Origin of the sequence: Rahnella sp. RFA10(1/100) (assembly GCF_004195115.1) — a bacterium.
Classification (GTDB): Bacteria; Pseudomonadota; Gammaproteobacteria; order Enterobacterales; family Enterobacteriaceae; genus Rahnella; species Rahnella perminowiae.
The window spans coordinates 39,352-57,571 of sequence record NZ_SEWR01000006.1 but is presented as its reverse complement, the minus strand read 5'-3'; the positions used below and the strand labels follow the sequence as shown (position 1 = coordinate 57,571).

At 52.5% G+C, this 18,220-nt stretch carries 15 protein-coding genes and 1 tRNA gene; 1 reads left to right on the top strand and 15 read right to left on the bottom strand.

The genetic code is table 11. From position 1 onward, the window contains the following. Positions 1-72: 72 nt before the first annotated feature. The 14 genes from rlmB to nnr form a co-directional block, all read right to left on the bottom strand. On the bottom strand, positions 73-816 hold the full coding sequence (rlmB, locus tag ETV65_RS17555) for a 23S rRNA (guanosine(2251)-2'-O)-methyltransferase RlmB (RefSeq protein WP_129954265.1): 744 nt from the start codon (positions 814-816) through the stop codon (positions 73-75). 96 nt (positions 817-912) lie between these two features. Next, positions 913-3,411 carry a ribonuclease R gene (gene rnr / locus ETV65_RS17550; RefSeq protein ID WP_129954263.1) on the bottom strand — a complete coding sequence of 833 codons (2,499 nt, stop codon included), beginning with the start codon at positions 3,409-3,411 and terminating at the stop codon, positions 913-915. A 41-nt stretch (positions 3,412-3,452) separates the two neighbouring features. Further along, positions 3,453-3,878 carry a nitric oxide-sensing transcriptional repressor NsrR gene (nsrR, locus tag ETV65_RS17545; RefSeq protein ID WP_129954261.1) on the bottom strand — a complete coding sequence of 142 codons (426 nt, stop codon included), beginning with the start codon at positions 3,876-3,878 and terminating at the stop codon, positions 3,453-3,455. Between the two features lie 227 nt (positions 3,879-4,105). After that, the gene (locus tag ETV65_RS17540) at positions 4,106-5,404 is read right to left on the bottom strand and encodes an adenylosuccinate synthase (protein ID WP_013573768.1); all 1,299 of its coding nucleotides are present in this window, start codon (positions 5,402-5,404) and stop codon (positions 4,106-4,108) included. Between the two features lie 144 nt (positions 5,405-5,548). Further along, positions 5,549-5,749 (bottom strand): DUF2065 domain-containing protein, encoded by a 201-nt coding sequence (locus ETV65_RS17535; RefSeq protein WP_129954259.1) that lies wholly within the window; start codon positions 5,747-5,749, stop codon positions 5,549-5,551. A 94-nt stretch (positions 5,750-5,843) separates the two neighbouring features. Continuing rightward, the gene (hflC, locus tag ETV65_RS17530) at positions 5,844-6,842 is read right to left on the bottom strand and encodes a protease modulator HflC (protein ID WP_013573766.1); all 999 of its coding nucleotides are present in this window, start codon (positions 6,840-6,842) and stop codon (positions 5,844-5,846) included. Positions 6,843-6,844: 2 nt separating this feature from the next. After that, on the bottom strand, positions 6,845-8,131 hold the full coding sequence (gene hflK / locus ETV65_RS17525) for an FtsH protease activity modulator HflK (protein ID WP_129954257.1): 1,287 nt from the start codon (positions 8,129-8,131) through the stop codon (positions 6,845-6,847). Positions 8,132-8,164: 33 nt separating this feature from the next. Then, positions 8,165-9,469 carry a ribosome rescue GTPase HflX gene (gene hflX / locus ETV65_RS17520; protein WP_129954255.1) on the bottom strand — a complete coding sequence of 435 codons (1,305 nt, stop codon included), beginning with the start codon at positions 9,467-9,469 and terminating at the stop codon, positions 8,165-8,167. Positions 9,470-9,567: 98 nt separating this feature from the next. Further along, positions 9,568-9,876, bottom strand: a complete 309-nt coding sequence (hfq, locus tag ETV65_RS17515; RefSeq protein ID WP_095923701.1) for an RNA chaperone Hfq — start codon at positions 9,874-9,876, stop codon at positions 9,568-9,570. Positions 9,877-9,989: 113 nt separating this feature from the next. Next, positions 9,990-10,931 (bottom strand): tRNA (adenosine(37)-N6)-dimethylallyltransferase MiaA, encoded by a 942-nt coding sequence (gene miaA / locus ETV65_RS17510; protein WP_129954254.1) that lies wholly within the window; start codon positions 10,929-10,931, stop codon positions 9,990-9,992. After that, positions 10,924-12,843: a DNA mismatch repair endonuclease MutL gene (gene mutL / locus ETV65_RS17505; RefSeq protein WP_129954252.1), complete on the bottom strand. Its 1,920-nt coding sequence runs from the start codon at positions 12,841-12,843 to the stop codon at positions 10,924-10,926. Before mutL ends, miaA begins: the two co-directional genes overlap by 8 nt. Before the next feature lie 31 nt (positions 12,844-12,874). Continuing rightward, positions 12,875-14,647: an N-acetylmuramoyl-L-alanine amidase AmiB gene (gene amiB, locus ETV65_RS17500; protein ID WP_129954250.1), complete on the bottom strand. Its 1,773-nt coding sequence runs from the start codon at positions 14,645-14,647 to the stop codon at positions 12,875-12,877. Positions 14,648-14,654: 7 nt separating this feature from the next. After that, positions 14,655-15,122 (bottom strand): tRNA (adenosine(37)-N6)-threonylcarbamoyltransferase complex ATPase subunit type 1 TsaE, encoded by a 468-nt coding sequence (tsaE, locus tag ETV65_RS17495; RefSeq protein WP_129954248.1) that lies wholly within the window; start codon positions 15,120-15,122, stop codon positions 14,655-14,657. 10 nt (positions 15,123-15,132) lie between these two features. Next, positions 15,133-16,647 carry a bifunctional ADP-dependent NAD(P)H-hydrate dehydratase/NAD(P)H-hydrate epimerase gene (gene nnr / locus ETV65_RS17490; protein WP_129954246.1) on the bottom strand — a complete coding sequence of 505 codons (1,515 nt, stop codon included), beginning with the start codon at positions 16,645-16,647 and terminating at the stop codon, positions 15,133-15,135. Between nnr and queG the strand changes: the two genes are divergently transcribed. Beyond that, positions 16,646-17,800, top strand: a complete 1,155-nt coding sequence (queG, locus tag ETV65_RS17485; protein WP_129954244.1) for a tRNA epoxyqueuosine(34) reductase QueG — start codon at positions 16,646-16,648, stop codon at positions 17,798-17,800. The genes nnr and queG overlap by 2 nt on opposite strands. Before the next feature lie 313 nt (positions 17,801-18,113). On the opposite strand, the gene ETV65_RS17480 is transcribed toward queG, so the two are convergent. Continuing rightward, a tRNA-Gly gene (locus ETV65_RS17480) sits at positions 18,114-18,189 on the bottom strand. Positions 18,190-18,220 lie beyond the last annotated feature (31 nt).

Below are 18,220 nucleotides of genomic sequence, written 5' to 3'. Positions count from 1 at the left end.
GACAGATCACAAACGCAGAAATGCAAACGGGAGCCCTGAGGCTCCCGTTTTAATCAGCGCAAAAAATAACAATCAACTCTTCTTCAGACCGCGCTGGCGAACCGCTTCGAACAGACAAACACCGGTGGCTACAGAAACGTTCAGGGAAGAGACACTCCCCGCCATGGGGATGCTGATCAGCTCGTCACAATGTTCGCGGGTCAGCCGGCGCATGCCTTCACCTTCCGCCCCCATCACCAGTGCCATCGGGCCTGTCATTTTACTCTGGAACAGATCATGATCGGCCTCACCGGCCGTGCCGACGATCCAGACATTATGTTCCTGCAGTACGCGCAATATACGCGCCAGATTGGTCACGTTGATCAGCGGCACGTTTTCAGCGGCACCGCTGGCGACTTTCTTCGCAGTAGCATTCAGTTTCGCAGAACGGTCACGCGGAACAATTACCGCGTGAACCCCGGCGGCATCCGCAGTACGCAGACAGGCGCCCAGATTATGCGGGTCCGTTACGCCATCAAGCACCAGCAGGAACGGACAATCAAGGCTTTCGAGCAACGCAGGCAGGTCATTTTCCTGATACTGACGACCTTCACGCACACGCGCGATGATCCCCTGATGCACAGCACCTTCGGATTTCTCATCCAGCCACTGGCGGCTCGCCACCTGGATGACGATACCGCTGGCTTCCAGCTCGTCGATCAGCGGTTTCAGGCGTTTATCGTCACGGCCTTTCAGGATAAAAACTTCCAGAAAGCGTTGCGGATCGTTGTCGAGTAAGGCTTTAACGGAATGAATACCGTAAATAATTTCGCTCATGATGCTCTTTAAAATAGACTTGCGGACAGCATGCTGTCCGCAATTTAGTAAGGATAGTTACAGACGATTCTATCATAGAAGAATCGTCAGAAAGGATTAGCTGTCAGACTGCTTTTTCTTCGCGCGTTTGGCTCTGGTCGCCGCCGCAATTTTTGCGGTTTTGTCAGAAGGCTTTTTGGCTTTCTTCGGCTTACCGTCTTTACCCACAGCACTGACTGCTTTTTCTTTCTTAGGTTTTGCCGGTTTCGCATCATCTTTGCGGAATGCGCTGTCCGGTTCAAAGTTCACGTTTTTCTTAGCGCTGCGGCGACGGCCAGCGTTGGCTGGCGCAGCAGAACGCAGGGTACGTTCGCCCCCTTTTTTCGCGCGGTCACGCGCGGTTTTGCCTTCGCCCCGCGCTTTGCGGGTGCTGGACACCAGCGCGAAATCGATTTTACGTTCGTCCATGTGCACCGCTTCGACGCGAATTTCTACCGTATCGCCCAGGCGATAAACCGCGCCGGAGGATTCGCCCACCAGACGCTGGCCGATGTTATCGTAACGGTAATAATCGTTGTCAAGCGATGAGACGTGCACCAGACCGTCAATGAACAGATCGTTGAGGCGTACGAAGAAACCGAAGCCAGTGACACTGGCGATAATGCCGGTGAAGACTTCACCCACATGATCCTGCATGAAGTCGCATTTCAGCCAGTCAGCCACGTTGCGGGTGGCTTCGTCCGCGCGGCGTTCCGCCATCGAACAATGCTCACCGAGTTGCAACATATCTTCGTAATCACTGTGCCAGCCACCGGTCGGCGTCCAGCGATCTTTCAGCGTGCCATGCTCTTTCGCCAGCAGATACTTGATCGCACGGTGCAATGCCAGATCCGGATAACGACGGATTGGCGAAGTGAAATGCCCGTAAGACGGTAACGCCAGACCAAAGTGGCCACGGTTTTCCGGATCGTAAATCGCCTGTTTCATCGAACGCAACAGCATGGTTTGCAGCATTTCGCGGTCAGGACGGTCGGCCAGTTCATCCATGATCTGAGCATAATCCTTCGGCTCAGGCTTCATGCCGCCGCCCATCACCAGACCCAGTTCACCCAACACGCTTTTCAGCGCGGAGATATGGTCATCGCTTGGACGGTCATGCACACGGAACAGTGCCGGTTCGTTATGTTTTTCAACAAAACGTGCGGCAGCGATGTTCGCCAGAATCATGCACTCTTCAATCAGTTTATGAGCATCGTTACGTACAGTCGGCTCGACACGTTCGATACGACGCTCAGCATTAAAGATAAATTTCGCTTCTTCGGTTTCGAACGCAATACCGCCGCGCTCTGCACGCGCCTGATCCAACATTTTGTACATGGTGTGCAGTTCAAGCAAATGCTTAACCAGCGGCGAATATTGCTCGCGCAGTTCCGGATCGCCTTCGATGATGCGCCAGACTTTGTTGTATGTCAGACGTGCATGAGAGCTCATTACCGCTTCGTAGAACTTAGAGCTGGTCAGCTTACCCTGGGCGGAGATCGTCATCTCACAAACCATGCACAGGCGGTCTACCTGTGGGTTCAGGGAACACAGGCCGTTGGACAGCACTTCCGGCAGCATCGGGACAACCTGCGACGGGAAGTACACCGACGTAGCACGGCTGCGGGCTTCATCATCCAGCGCCGTGCCGTGACGGACGTAATAGCTCACGTCGGCAATGGCCACCCACAGGCGCCAGCCACCGCCGCGTTTTTTCTCGCAATATACGGCATCATCGAAGTCGCGCGCATCTTCACCATCAATGGTGACCAGCGGCAGACTGCGTAAATCGACACGGCCTTTTTTCGCTTCTTCCGGCACCTGTTCGCTCAAGTCTTCGACCTGTTTCAGCACCTGTGGCGGCCAGACGTGGGGGATTTCATGAGTACGCAGAGCGATATCTACCGCCATGTTGGTACCCATTTTATCCCCGAGGACCTCAACGATTTTACCGACCGCTTTAGTGCGTCGGGTCGGACGCTGTGTCAGCTCAACGACCACCATATAGCCCATGCGTGCGCCATTAATGGCGTCAGCCGGGATCAGGATATCAAAGCTCAGGCGGCTGTCGTCAGGCACCACAAAACCGGCGCCAGCGTCAGTAAAGTAGCGACCCACAATCTGGCTGGTTTTCGGCACCAGAACACGCACGATGCGAGCTTCACGGCGGCCTTTACGGTCGGTTCCGACTGGCTGTGCCAGTACCACGTCGCCGTGGATGCACATTTTCATTTGTTCCGCAGAAAGATACACATCGTCTTTCTTTACGCCTTCAAGGCGCAGGAAACCGTAACCATCGCGATGACCGATGACCGTGCCTTTCAGCAAGTCGAGACGCTCAGGCAGCGCGTAACACTGGCGACGGGTAAAGACTAACTGCCCGTCACGTTCCATCGCGCGCAGACGGCGACGCAGGGCTTCCAGTGCTTCTTCTCCGGAGAGATTAAGTTCGTTACCAATTTCTTCCCGGCTGGCTGGGGTTTCACGTTTGGCGAGGTGTTCCAGAATAAATTCACGGCTGGGAATAGGTGATTCGTATTTTTCTGCTTCTCGTTCCAGGAATGGATCTTGTGACATAGCGGTTCCTCCGTTGTCATCAGCAGTTTGTTGAAAGTCTTTCATTCAACAAGCAATAATTGGTAGAGCGTTGAGTTATCTTTGACCATATCGGCCAAAGTGTACTGATTCAGCTCATCAAGAAAATGTTCTACAGCAGTGTGCAGGACTTGTTTTAGCCGGCATGCAGGCGTGATATGACAAAAATCACTGGCACAGTTGACCAGCGAAAGAGGTTCCAGCTCGCGCACCACGTCGCCAATGCGAATGGTCTCTGCGGGCTTGCCCAGCTTGATACCCCCGTTCTTTCCGCGAACGGCTGTGACCAGACCAGCACGGCTCAACTGATTAATGATTTTCACCATGTGGTTACGCGATACACCGTAAACCTCGGTGACCTGCGAAATGTTGGTCATCTGATCGTCCGGCAATGACGCCATATAAATCAAGGCTCTCAAACCATAATCAGTAAAACTCGTTAACTGCACACATACCTCTGGGTAGCTATTACCCGGTCTTTCCACGTCAGCAATGACAACAGGGTGAAGATGATTGTTTATTATGACACTTTGATGATAAACCAGCCGCGAACTTTGCAGCTAATCATTTAGATAGTGGATGGTTTATAGAAAGTAAACAAGCGAAGGGAGTCAGAAAAAAACAAACCGGGCAATTTTGCCCGGTTATGACGTCTTTACACAATCAGCGCTGGCTGTTATGCATCAAACGGGTCACGCAGAATCATCGTTTCGCTACGATCCGGGCCAGTAGAGATAATATCAACCGGCACTTCAGTCAGTTCTTCGATACGCTTGATGTAATTCAGCGCTGCCTGTGGCAGGTTTTCCACTTCTTTCACGCCAAAGGTGGTTTCGGTCCAGCCTGGCATAATTTCGTAGATTGGCTCGATACCTTCCCAGCCTTCAGCAGCCAGCGGCGTGGTGGTCATTTCGCGGCCATCAGGCATGCGGTAACCGACACACAGCTTCACTTCTTTCAGACCGTCCAGCACATCCAGTTTGGTCAGACAGAAACCAGACAGGGAGTTGATCTGCACAGAACGACGCACCGCTACGATGTCCAGCCAGCCACAACGACGGCTACGGCCAGTGGTCGCACCAAACTCGTTACCTTGCTTACGCAGGAACTCGCCGGTTTCATCAAACAGTTCAGTCGGGAACGGACCTGCGCCCACGCGGGTAGAGTAGGCTTTCACAATGCCCAGCACATAATCAACATAACGTGGACCAATGCCCGAACCGGTGGCAACGCCGCCAGCAGTGGTATTGGAAGAGGTGACGTACGGATAAGTCCCGTGGTCGATATCCAGAAGCGTGCCTTGCGCGCCTTCGAACATGATCAGGTCACCACGCTTACGCGCGCCGTCCAGCAGCTCAGACACGTCAACAACCATAGCCGTCAGGATGTCGGCAATCGCCATCACATCATCCAACGTTTTCTGGAAATCAACGGCTTCTACTTTGTAGTAGTTAACCAGCTGGAAGTTATGGTATTCGATGATTTCTTTCAGCTTGATAGCGAAAGTTTCTTTGTTGAAGAGATCGCCTACGCGCAAACCGCGACGAGCCACTTTATCTTCATAAGCCGGGCCAATACCACGACCGGTCGTACCGATCGCTTTATCGCCACGCGCTTTCTCACGCGCCATGTCCAGTGCGACATGGTAAGGCAGGATCAGCGGGCAAGCTTCAGACAGTAACAGACGTTCGCGTACAGGGATGCCACGAGCTTCAAGTTCGCCCATTTCTTTCATTAAGGCGTCAGGAGCCAGAACAACACCGTTGCCGATGATGCTGGTCACGTTTTCACGCAAAATGCCAGACGGAATTAAATGAAGAACGGTTTTTTCACCGTTGATAACCAGAGTGTGACCGGCGTTGTGACCGCCCTGATAGCGCACAACATATTTAGCCCGTTCAGTAAGCAGGTCTACGACCTTGCCTTTCCCTTCATCACCCCATTGAGTGCCGAGTACGACGACGTTCTTACCCATCTCAAGAATCACCAGGTTGCTTAAAAAAGGATTCTAACATCTCATTCTGTGCTTTCCAGCACTTTTAGCACACGTTTGCGGGAAAAATTTTAATTGCGTGCTACCGGTCTCAGCGAGACGTGACACACCGCATGTAACAAAACCTCACCCTCCCACACGACTACGCAACATGTAGTAAATTACGAAGCCTGCAACCACAAGACCACCGCCAAAACGGCGTAAAACCGTGTCCGGAAGATTCGCCAGCGAAAGGATCATTTTTCTCCACGTTTTTGGATAAATCATTGGTCCCAGGCCTTCAAGAACCAAAACTAATGCCAGCGCCAGCCAGATTGTCGAATTCATGATGAGTCAGTCTCGCAACATCCCTTCTTAAAAGAGAGGGTTTCAGAAAAGACAAAAGGCCCCCTAAGGGACCTTTTGGAAATTGCAGAAGCAATTATTTATTTTTTTCAGGTGACTTCATGAAGCGGAAGAAATCGCTGTCAGGGCTTAACACCATGACGTCGTTGCCGCTCTTGAAGCTGGCCTCGTAAGCACGCAGGCTACGGATGAATGCGTAGAAGTCAGGATCCTGGCTGAACGCGTCAGCAAACAGTTTCGCCGCTTCGGCATCCCCCTCACCACGGGTGATACGGGCAGTACGTTCTGCTTCAGCAACGGTACGTGTTCTCTCGTAATCCGCAGCCGCCTGGATTTTAGTCGCCTCTTCTTTACCCTGGGAGATGTGACGCAATGCCACCGCATTACGTTCAGCACGCATACGATCGTAAATCGCGCTGGACACTTCTTCCGGCAAGTTGATTTGTTTCAGACGTACATCCACTACTTCAATACCCAATGCCGCCATGCTGTTCGGGTTCACCGCAGGTTGTTTACCTTTGGTTTCCTGCTCAACACGTTTTGCTGCAGAGGCAATCGCATCATCGGCTTCAGTGGTTGCTTCAGGCTCATCGCCTACGCTACCGGTGTTCAATGCATCACGCACATCCAGGGTCAGACGGCCACGGGAATCGGTCACGATGTCTTTTACGTCAAGGCGACCAATTTCAGAACGCAGACGGTCACTGAATTTACGTTTCAGCAGGATTTCTGCCTGAGACACATCACCGCCGCCCGTTGCCAGGTAGTAGCGGCTAAAATCACTGATACGCCATTTCAGGTAAGAATCGACGATTAAGTCTTTCTTCTCGCTGGTCACGAAGCGATCAGCCTGGTTATCCATGGTCTGGATACGTGCGTCGAGCATTTTAATGGATTCCACGAATGGAACTTTGAAATGCAGGCCCGGTGCATAAACCAGCGGTTTGTTATCACTGTCGCGCAGAACTTTGCCAAAACGCAGCACGATGCCACGCTGACCTTCCTGGACCACAAACAGTGAGGCATAAAGCGCCACCAGCACCACAACGACGATAAGTAAAAATGACTTACGCATTGTTATTCTCTCCCTACGCGAAGTGTATCGTCACGCTGTGCATTTGCACGGCGCTGGTCCATGACACTGCCAGACGAACGGGAACTGCTGTTATCGGCACTGCTTTTACTATTACTGCTGGTCAACCCAGGAACGGAAGGCAACAGACCTGTTTCATCATTCTTGCTGGTATCATTTGCAGCAGCGTTATTTCCGCGCAACATTTGATCCAACGGCAAGACCATCAGGTTATTCCCTTTATCACTCACCAGCACTTTACGGGTGTGGCTGAGCACTTTTTCCATGGTTTCGATATACAGACGTTCGCGGGTAATTTCAGGCGCAGCTTTATATTCAGGTAACAGTTTGGAGAAACGGGCCACTTCACCCTGTGCTTCCAGAACCGTACGATCTTTATAAGCTTTAGCATCTTCCAGCAAGCGCTGTGCTTCACCGTTTGCCAGAGGCTGGATCTGGTTCGCATAAGCTTCTGCTTCACGAATAGACTGTTGCTCTCTTTCACGGGCAGCGATCGCATTATCGAAGGAAGCTTTCACTTCTTCAGGTGGGCGCGCAGTCTGGAAGTTGACGTCCTGGATGGTGATACCCATTTTGTACGGACGAATGGTTTCTTCCAGTACACGTTGGGTATCACTACGCACGGTGGTACGGCCTTCAGTCAGGATTTTATCCATCGTATATTTGCCGATAACACCACGCAGTGCGCTGTCCGTTGCCTGGCTCAGGCTGTCGTCAGGGTTGGCGACGCTGAACAGATAGGCTTCAGGATCCGTCACGCGGTACTGCACGTTCATTTCAACGCGCACGACGTTCTCATCGGATGTCAGCATTACACCAGACGCAGCCAGTTCACGTACCGATTCTACGTTCACCGCACGCACCTGATCGATGAAGGTTGGTTTCCAGTTCAGGCCCGGTTCAACCAGATGGCTAAACTTACCAAAACGGGTTACCACGCCACGCTCAGCTTCTTTGATGGTATAGAAACCCGTTGCAGCCCAGATAACCACCACCGCAGCGACCGCGATGCCAGCAATCCGGGTGCCACTCATTCCATGACCGGAACCGGTTGGCGTACCGTTGTTGTTGTTACCTGAACCTTTTCCGCCGAAACCACCCAGTTTTTTGCTGAGCTTACGGAAGATATCATCCAGGTCAGGTGGCCCCTGATTACGGCCGCCTTTGTTGTCGTTATTTCCACCAGAATTTCCACCAGAGTTGCCGCTATTATTGCTGCTGCCCCAGGGGTCGCGGTCCTGTCCGTTATTACCGGGCTGATTCCACGCCATGTTATAGCTCCATTATTCTATGATTGGTGTTCTTCAGGCTAAATCAGACAGGCTCTGGTTGCGGACATAGCTTTCCAGTTCCTGCTCTTGTTTGCAGAGGCGACGCCAGTCAACGATGGGCATTCGCACCACCAGACCAATACTGCCATCCTCTTCAATCCATTCTTTTTCAATGGCCTGAAGCTGGTAAAAACGGCTACGAAGGCGGCCTGCTTCCGGCGGCAAGCACAATTCATGCTGCGCGATTTCGCCAGAGAGTCGCTCCGTTAATGCCTGAAAAAGCAACGGAATACCTTCACCTGTCACGGCTGAGAGCCAGACCCTGACCGGCAAATTCTCCTCGTTGCGGTCGATACGCGGGACAAAGTCATCCAGCATATCTATTTTGTTCATCACTAACAGCGCAGGAATTTCATCTGCTTCGATCTCTGCCAGCACCGTATTCACCGCGTCAATATTTTCTTGAACCCGGATGTCCGCTGCATCAATTACATGGAGTAACAGAGATGCCTGTCGGGTTTCCTGCAATGTTGCCTTAAAAGCCGCAACCAAATCATGGGGCAGGTGACGAATAAACCCTACGGTGTCCGCCAACACGGTTTCCCCGACATCTGCCACCATAATACGGCGCAGTGTAGGATCGAGCGTAGCAAACAACTGATTGGCCACATAAACATCGGCCTGAGTAATACGATTAAAAAGTGTAGATTTCCCGGCGTTGGTATACCCCACCAACGACACCGTCGGAATATCTGCACGAACACGTGAACGGCGACCCTGTTCACGCTGCTTAGCCACTTTTTCAAGCCGGCTGAGGATCAAAGTGATTCTGTCGCGCAGTAAACGGCGGTCAGTTTCGAGCTGGGTTTCACCCGGGCCACGCGCACCAATGCCGCCGCCCTGTCGTTCAAGGTGGGTCCAGCCGCGAACCAGTCGGGTAGCGATGTGGCGTAATTGCGCCAGTTCTACTTGTAACTTACCTTCGTGTGTCCGGGCCCGCTGGGCAAAAATATCTAATATCAATCCGGTGCGGTCGACAACGCGACATTCGCATAAGGCTTCCAGGTTTCTTTCCTGGCCGGGAGACAAGGCGTGATCAAACAGGATGACAGAGGCGCCCGTTGCTTTGACGGCATCTGCGATTTCTTGGGCCTTTCCTTCACCGACAAAGTATTTTGGGTGCGGTGCCTTGCGGCTCCCGGTGACGACTTGCAACGCCTCTACACCTGCAGAAGATACCAGCGATTCAAATTCGCTCAGGTCTTCCGTGTCTTTGTCTTGCGAGAAATAGATATGAACCAGTACGGCCTGCTCACCGGCTTCATAACGGTCAAACAAGCTTGCGACCTCTCATTGGGAAAAAATTCGCCAGCCGGGGGTGCATAAGCATAATCGGAATACTTATGAACCCCTTCGTGGTTGACCAACGTTGCGCTTTATTCAGCGTCATCGTTTTCCTGCTGCGGCTGTTGCGCAGACGGAGTGCTACCATGGTGATAATTGTTGGTGCTGCCCGTACCTGGATTATTGCTATGATGTGACACCGGGCGGGAAGGCACTACGGTGGAGATAGCGTGTTTATACACCATCTGGCTAACCGTATTTTTTAACAGAATGACAAACTGGTCAAAAGACTCAATCTGGCCTTGCAGCTTAATACCATTCACCAAGTAAATAGAAACCGGAACACGTTCACGACGCAATGCGTTCAGGAACGGATCTTGCAAAGATTGCCCCTTAGCCATTCTATCTTTTCCTTATTAGTTTGTTGTTTGTAACTTTGAGCCTATCAGCTCGAAAATAAATCACATAAAAAATTGCGCGCTGAGTACTGATCAATTGTACACAATCACCCAACCTATGCACTAACAACCTGAATTACACGGTTTAAGGCTTCTTCTGGCTTCTCAGAATCGAGCCATTCGACACCCTCCCAACTTCGTAACCAGGTCATCTGACGTTTGGCCAGCTGTCGTGTCGCGCAAACACCACGATAAACCATTTCATCGTAATCGAATTCACCAGACAAATATGACCACATCTGGCGATAACCCACACAACGAATGGAAGGCAAATCTGTATGCAAATCGCCCCGGGCTATCAGCGTTTTGACTTCGTCTTCAAAACCATTGGACAACATCTGGCTAAAACGTTCCTCGATCCGCGCATGTAAAAGTTCACGGCGGGTCGGCGCAATCGCAAACTGATGGACACGATAGGGTAATGTTTCACCCGAAATTTTAGTCAGTTCCGTTAAAGTTTTACCCGAAATAAAAAAAACTTCCAGTGCTCTGGACAGTCTCTGTGGATCATTCGGATGAATTCGCATAGCCGCAACGGGATCGATTTCACGCAACTGGTCATGTAACGCCTCCCAGCCCTGTTCCGCCGCCTGCTTTTCAATACGTTCGCGCACGGCAGGATCAGCCGGTGGCAACGGGGAAAGACCTTCAAGCAACGCCTTGAAATAAAGCATAGTCCCACCTACCAATAACGGGATCTTATTGCGCGAGGTTATTTCTGCCATTTCCCGCAATGCGTCTTGACGAAAGTCAGCCGCCGAATAAGCCAGTGCCGGGTCGAGGATATCGATCAGCCGATGCGGCGCCTCCGCCAGTTCTTCTGCCGTGGGCTTCGCCGTACCAATATCCATCCCCCGATAAATCAGGGCAGAATCGACGCTGATAAGCTCGACAGGCAGGTGTTTCATCAGCGATATCGCCAGTGCTGTTTTACCGGATGCGGTCGGCCCCATAATAAAGATGGCCGGGGGAACTGCGTGTTTTTCAGAATCAGTCATGCTTAAAAGCCGCCAGTGCGGGCTGTAAATCAAGAGGTTGCAGAAGGCCGGACGGAGGCGATTTCACCAATTGCGGGCAAAGACGCTCAACATCCGTGAGTAATTGTATGGCTTGTGAAATTGTCCAGACCTCATGCTCGCAGCCGCAGTGGCGGGCAAACCACATAGCTACCGCATCAGAAGTCACCTCCTGCTGAACAGCAAGATAACCTAACAGATCAGGTATCAACTTTTGTAAATTTTGTTGGCGTAATGGTAAAGGTACCGCGCGAACCGTCACACGCTGTGACTCACTGAGCATTTCTAAACCAAAATGCTGTAATAGCGCCTGATGCCGTGCCAGCACGGTCGTCTCTTCTTTTTTCAGCGTCAGCTTCAGCGGAATTAATAACGGTTGTGGTCGCAACCCCTCTTCGGGTGGTGTCAGCTGCGCCCATTTCAGCCAGCGATCAGCAACCGGTAATGCCAGCAATACCAGATTTTTGCCGCGCTCAAGTAACGCATATTCCGAGGAACATACCGTCAGCACACGCCCGAAACTCTGGCTGTGTGATTCCAGTGCCGGTTCCGTCAGTGTACGGGCCGCCGGAATGGCTGGCTTAGCGGGCGGTGCCGCAGCAGGTGCCGGTTCCTGTAAAGAAAACGACGCCGGCGCAGGTTGCAACAAACGTCCGTAAGCCTGGCTTTCTGAGGGATTGTAAGCGGGCTCCGTGTTGCGGTAAGCAGGTTCACGGGGCTGGCTGACGCGGGCTGTTTCAGGAAATACATTTTCACGTGGCGGATTATTTTCCCGCGGTGCCGGCGTTTTATGTTCTGCCGGTTGCGAGAAATGATTGCCGCCCGCAGCCTGACGGTTTTCCTGCTGCCAGCGCGGTGTATCTGCCTGAAGTTGTGGTTCATCAAGCACGGGAGCCCCCGTCTGCTGCAATACGGACATCACCGCCTGATAAATAAAATCATGCACCAGCCGCGACTGATGGAAACGCACTTCGTGTTTGGCAGGGTGCACATTCACATCCACCTGATGCGGATCGACATCCAGATAAAGCACATACGCGGGCTGCTGATCGTCTTTGAGCTGATCCTGATACGCCTGGCGGATCGCGTGATTAATGAGGCGATCTTTCATCATGCGGTTGTTCACATAGCAATACTGCATATCACTCAGGCTGCGTGAACCGGCCGGATCCGCCACCCAGCCACGGATCGCCAGATCACCATGACTCCATTCCACGGCCAGTGCGTGCTCGACAAATGTCGGGCTGCAAATACTGGCCAGACGACGGGAGAACTGTGCCGGGTCTTTCACCGCACGATACTGACGAATAAGTTTACCGTTGTGGCTGAGGTTGACAGAAACGTCAAAGCGCGCCAGTGCAATCCGCCGGACAACTTCATCGATATGGGTAAATTCGGTTTTCTCAGTACGCATGAATTTGCGGCGGGCGGGCGTGTTGTAAAACAGATCCAGCACTTCAACCGTCGAGCCTTGCGGATGTGCCGCCGGTTTGACGGTTACCGCCATATCACGCCCTTCGGCATACGCCTGCCAGGCTTCATGCTGTTCAGCGGTGCGTGATGTCAGGATCAGGCGCGATACAGAGCTGATACTTGCCAGCGCTTCGCCGCGGAATCCGAGGCTCAGAATGGCTTCCAGATCATCAAGACAGGTAATTTTACTGGTGGCATGACGTGCCAGCGCTAAAGCCAGATCGTCTTTGCCAATCCCACAGCCGTTATCGCGAATGCGGATAAGTTTGGCACCACCACGATCGATATCAATATCAATACGCGTCGCGCCCGCATCAAGGCTGTTCTCCACCAGTTCCTTCACCACGGAAGCCGGTCTTTCGACAACTTCACCCGCTGCTATCTGGTTAGCAAGTTGTGGCGGCAGTACCTTGATTGGCATAGCGGCTCCTGTGGCAGCGGTCATTTACCGCCTATGACTGAGGAATAGTTAAGGTTTGGCCGAGCTGTACCTCGCCAGACTTCATATGATTTGCGGTTTTGATGTCATTCATGCTGACACCATATTGGCTGGCGATCGCCGACAGCGTATCGCCGCGTTTCACTTTATGTTTCGCGGGCTTCTTCGACGTTTTTGTTGTCGAAGCAGGTGCGGCGGCTGTTGAAGATGTGCGGGTTCCCGCAGGGACTTTCAATCGCTGACCGACCCAGACACCGTCTTTTTTCAGTTTATTAAGATCGCGCAGCGCCGCGTTTGTCGTGCCGTAGCTGTTCGCGATCCCGGTCAGGGTTTCACCCCGGGTCACTTTGTGGATCTGCGTGGCACCGGCTGCACCGGCAGTCACTTCAATCGGGCCAGGCTGGTTAGCGGCAGTACTGGCTGTCGCGCTACTGTCTGCCGCCGCTGCTGATGAGGCCAGCAGCGGACGGTTTTCGACCTTTGGGCCATTTTGTATCGGATGCGACTGGAAATAATTACGCAGGCCGATGTGGATAGCCCTCGCAATTTTATCCTGGTACGCGCTGCTGCCCAGCAGCCGCTCCTCAGTTGAATTACTGATAAAGCCGGTTTCCACCAGCAGGGAAGGAATATCAGGCGAACGTAAAACACCTAAACTGGCATGTTCCGGCTTCGCTTTATGCAAAGAGCCAACAGAGCGCAGTTCGCGCAATACACGGGTCGCAACGTCATAGCCCACGCGCTGTGAATGACCAAACTGTAAATCCAGCACCGCCTGACTGAGATACGGGTCTGAAGCGGTATTTGCCAGCACATCCCCAGCGCCGCCGAGCAGTTCTGACTGTTTCTCGTGTTGCTCCAGCCAGTTCCCCATTTCACTGTTAGCACGACGATTCGATAACACCCAGACTGATGCACCGCGCGCACTGCGGCTCGGCGCGGCATCAGCGTGAATAGAAACCAGCACATTAGCATTTTTCTTACGCGCTACATCGGAACGGCCCATGACCGAAATAAAGTAATCCCCGTCACGGGTTAATACCGGCTGGAACATCGGGTCTGCATTAAGAATCGCCTGTAATTTACGGGCAATTGAGATAGTGACATTTTTTTCTTTTAGCCCGCCAGCGCCGATTGCGCCCGGATCCTGCCCGCCATGACCGGCGTCAATAGCGACAATAATTCTGCTGTCACTGGTCGACACGGTAGAAGAACGTGAATTATCCGGCGCCACCGTCGTCGCGACGACTTTGGTCTGATCATGGGTAAACGGATTTGATTTCGCGGAAGGCGTAACCATTCTGCCCGCATTTGGCGAGGACGTGTTGGTCCCCACGGCAACCGGTGCACTCCGACGTGCCGGAGCAGCGGCGTTCATGGTCAGCACCACGGTGTACTGGTTGCCATCTTTCTGTTTTGTGGCGTTGGTTCGGACTTTCTGATTCAGTTCAAATACCAGACGCTGACTCTGCGCATTGGGCGGCGTACTGGCACGTACACGCGTCACCAGATTCTGTCCGTTAAAATTCAGCGGCAGGCCTTTCATCACGCCGTCCTGCCGGATATCCATGACCACACGTTCAGGGTTGTGCAGCGGAAAAAAAGAGTAATCCGGTGAACCATCAAATGAAATCGTGACGGTAGATTGCGTGGCACCGTTGGAAACATTGATGTTTTTCATGCCAGCCGCAAAAACCGGCGAGGCCAGCACGGCAAACAACATCAGCGCCGATAACAACGTCATCATCGTCGCTGAAATATAAAGAGAGGTAAAACGTGAGTTCATCGCGTGATCATCCTTGCTGTTGAACACGATGCAGCAATTTTATGCCGGATTCAGAAACCGCCGCCAACTTTGCGGTGCGCCCGGTTGGGGAATAATCCAGCGTCAGTTCAATATCCGGTTCAGGCAATACCCCTGCACCCTGCTGTGGCCATTCCACCAGGCAAATGGCGTCCTGTGCGAAATAATCGCGGATCCCCATGAACTCCAGTTCTTCCGGATCAGCAAGGCGATATAAATCAAAATGATAAACGGCAATCTTATCCAGCTGATAAGGCTCAACCAGCGTGTAGGTCGGGCTTTTCACATTGCCCTGATGCCCCAATGCCTGAAGAAATCCCCGGCTAAAGGTTGTTTTACCGGCTCCCAGATCGCCATAAAGATGGATAACCGTTGAGCCTTCGCAGGCTTTCGCCAGTGAAGCACCTAGTTGCAGCGTTGCCGCTTCGTCGGGTAGAGAGATATTAAGTTGATTCATTCAGTGATATCTATTTCTTCAGGTCTGGATTAACTAACGGGGCAATCACCGCTAAAAGATCAGTTGCCAGCATACCGCGCGTTCCCTGCCGGTGGGCAATTTCGTCTGCGGCAGCGCCATGAACCACTGAGCCCGCGCAGGCCGCATCATAAATATTCAGTTTCTGAGCCAGCAATCCGCCAATGATACCAGAAAGCACGTCGCCCATGCCGCCGGATGCCATACCGGCATTGCCGACATCTGCCAGCGCCATTTCGCCATGTTCACTGGCAATCAGACTGCCCGCACCTTTAAGCACCACCACGCCGCCATAGCGTTCCGTGAGTTTCTGCACCGAAAGTAAGCGGTCACTCTCAATTTCCTTCACGCTGCAACCGAGTAAGCGGGCTGCTTCGCCAGGATGAGGCGTCAGTACGCGATTTTGCCGTTTCCCGGGATTGATTGCCAGCAGGTTAAGCGCATCAGCGTCCCATAACGCCGGTTTATCCCACTTTGCCGCGCGTTCGACCGCCTGTTTACCCCATTCTTTCTGGCCTAAACCGGGGCCGATGACTAACACATCCGCCCATTCCAGCCCTTCATCGAGCGATGCTGCGGTCAGTTCCTGCACCATGAGCTCAGGTCTGGCGGTCAGCAACGGGCCAGCGTGCTCTTTGTGAGTGAGTACTCGCACCAGACCAGCACCGGTGCGCAGCGCGGCTTCCGACGCCATTCGGATTGCACCGGCAAACCCGATATCGCCGCCAACCACCACTAAACGCCCGTGTTCACCTTTGTGGGAACACGGACGGCGCGGGTGCAACCATGTGCCTAACTGCGACGCATCCAGCCGCTGTAACGCTGCCAGATGTCCACCCAGCCAGCTTTGCAGCCCCAGCGCATCACAATGTAATTTACCGGTGTAATCGCGCGCCTGTCCGGTCAGCAAACCGGGTTTCAGGGCGATGAAACTGACAGTGTGCGTGGCGTGAACCGCCTTCCCCGCTGTCTGGCCAGTTTGCGCATCAAGCCCCGAAGGAATATCGAGAGATATCACTGGCAATGATGCCGAATTAGTGGCGTCAATCAGCCCGTCGTAAGGTGCGCGGGGGGCAGAAGATAAACCGGTACCGAGCAAACCATCGATAATCAGATCAGCATCATCCGCCCATGCAGAATCGGCAGAATTGATTTCTCCACCACTTTTCAGCCAACCCGTTCGCGCCATTTCCGCTTCATCAGGCAGCGGTTTGCTCCCTTCCACGGCCAGCAGTGTTACGCGTAGCCCTGCGTTTTTCGCCAGTCGTGCAACTTCAAAACCATCGCCACCGTTATTACCGTGACCACATAAAATCAGCCAGTGACGGGTTTGCGGAAACTTACGCTGCGCCAGTAAAAAAGCGGCTTTTGCCGCGCGTTGCATCAGTGTAAACAGAGAAATCCCCGTTTCCTGCGCCGCCTGTCGCTCAGCCTGTCGTAGCCAGTCAGCAGAAAATACGGAATGTGGTAAACTCGCCTCGTTTCGTTTTTCACGTTGGTTCGTCATGACACTCCCTCTCGATCTCGTTCAACTGGCTCAACATATCAAGCAATGGGGCCAATCGCTAGGCTTCCAGCAGGTGGGTATCTGCGATACAGACTTATCTGTGGAAGAGCCTAAACTGCAAGACTGGCTTGATAAACAATATCATGGCGAGATGGACTGGATGGCGCGCCACGGTATGTTACGCGCCCGTCCGCATGAATTACTGCCCGGTACGCTGCGGGTGATCAGCGTGCGGATGAACTATTTGCCTGCCAAGGCCGCTTTTGCCAAGACCCTGAATAATCCGCAGCTGGGTTATGTCAGCCGTTATGCCCTCGGACGCGACTATCACAAAGTGTTGCGGCAGCGCCTGAAAAAACTGGGCGACATGATCCAGGCGCATTGTACTGAGCATGCTGATCAGACCGTCACCTTCCGCCCCTTTGTGGATTCCGCGCCGGTCATGGAACGCCCGCTGGCAGCGAAAGCCGGTCTGGGTTGGGTTGGTAAACACTCACTTATTCTCAACCGTGAATCCGGCTCGTGGTTCTTTCTCGGCGAACTGCTGATTGATTTGCCGTTGCCCGTCGATCAGCCTCAGGAAGAGAAATGCGGAAAGTGTGTGGCCTGCATGACAATCTGCCCGACCGGTGCGATCGTTGCCCCTTATACTGTCGACGCCCGCCGCTGTATTTCCTATCTGACCATTGAACTGGAAGGCGCAATTCCGGAAGAATTCCGTCCGCTGATGGGTAACCGTATCTACGGCTGCGATGACTGTCAGCTGATCTGCCCCTGGAATCGTTATTCACAACTGACCGGAGAAGACGATTTCAGCCCGCGCGCCGCACTTCATACCCCTGAACTGATTGAATTATTTGGCTGGACGGAAGAAAAGTTTTTGCGCATCACGGAAGGCTCGCCAATCCGGCGTATCGGACATTTGCGCTGGTTGCGCAATATTGCGGTGGCGTTGGGCAATGCCCCGTACTCCCGGGAGGTGCTCAATACACTGCAATCGCGGGAAGGTGAGAATGCGTTGCTGGATGAACATATCAGTTGGGCGGTTGCACAGCAGGTTGAAAGAAGAAGTGAACATCAGGTGGAAGTGCAATCTTCACAGCAAAAGCGCCTGATCCGTGCGGTTGAAAAGGGTCTGCCAAGGGATGCATAACCCTTCCCCAAAGCGTTAATTGGAAAAGCGATATTTTCTGTGCATAAAAATAAAAATGCTTTGCCAATCAAGTGCAAAAAAAAGAGCAAGTGATCGTCATAACGTTTCGTTATAAATTAATTTTATTTAAAATCAAGGCATTAAATTTTATCAATATACCAAGCGCAAAAAACAGACAGTTTAAAAAAACGCCTAATCCTGTGGATAAGTCTGTTTAAAACATTACTACAAATCGTGTAATGATCAGGTCATTTATGCACAGAAAATGCAGGAAGACACTATTAAGAAATGATTTTGAACTGAAGAAGAAAACTGGAGCGGGAAACGAGACTCGAACTCGCGACCCCGACCTTGGCAAGGTCGTGCTCTACCAACTGAGCTATTCCCGCATTGAGATGTCTGACATCTGCTGTACTGGCA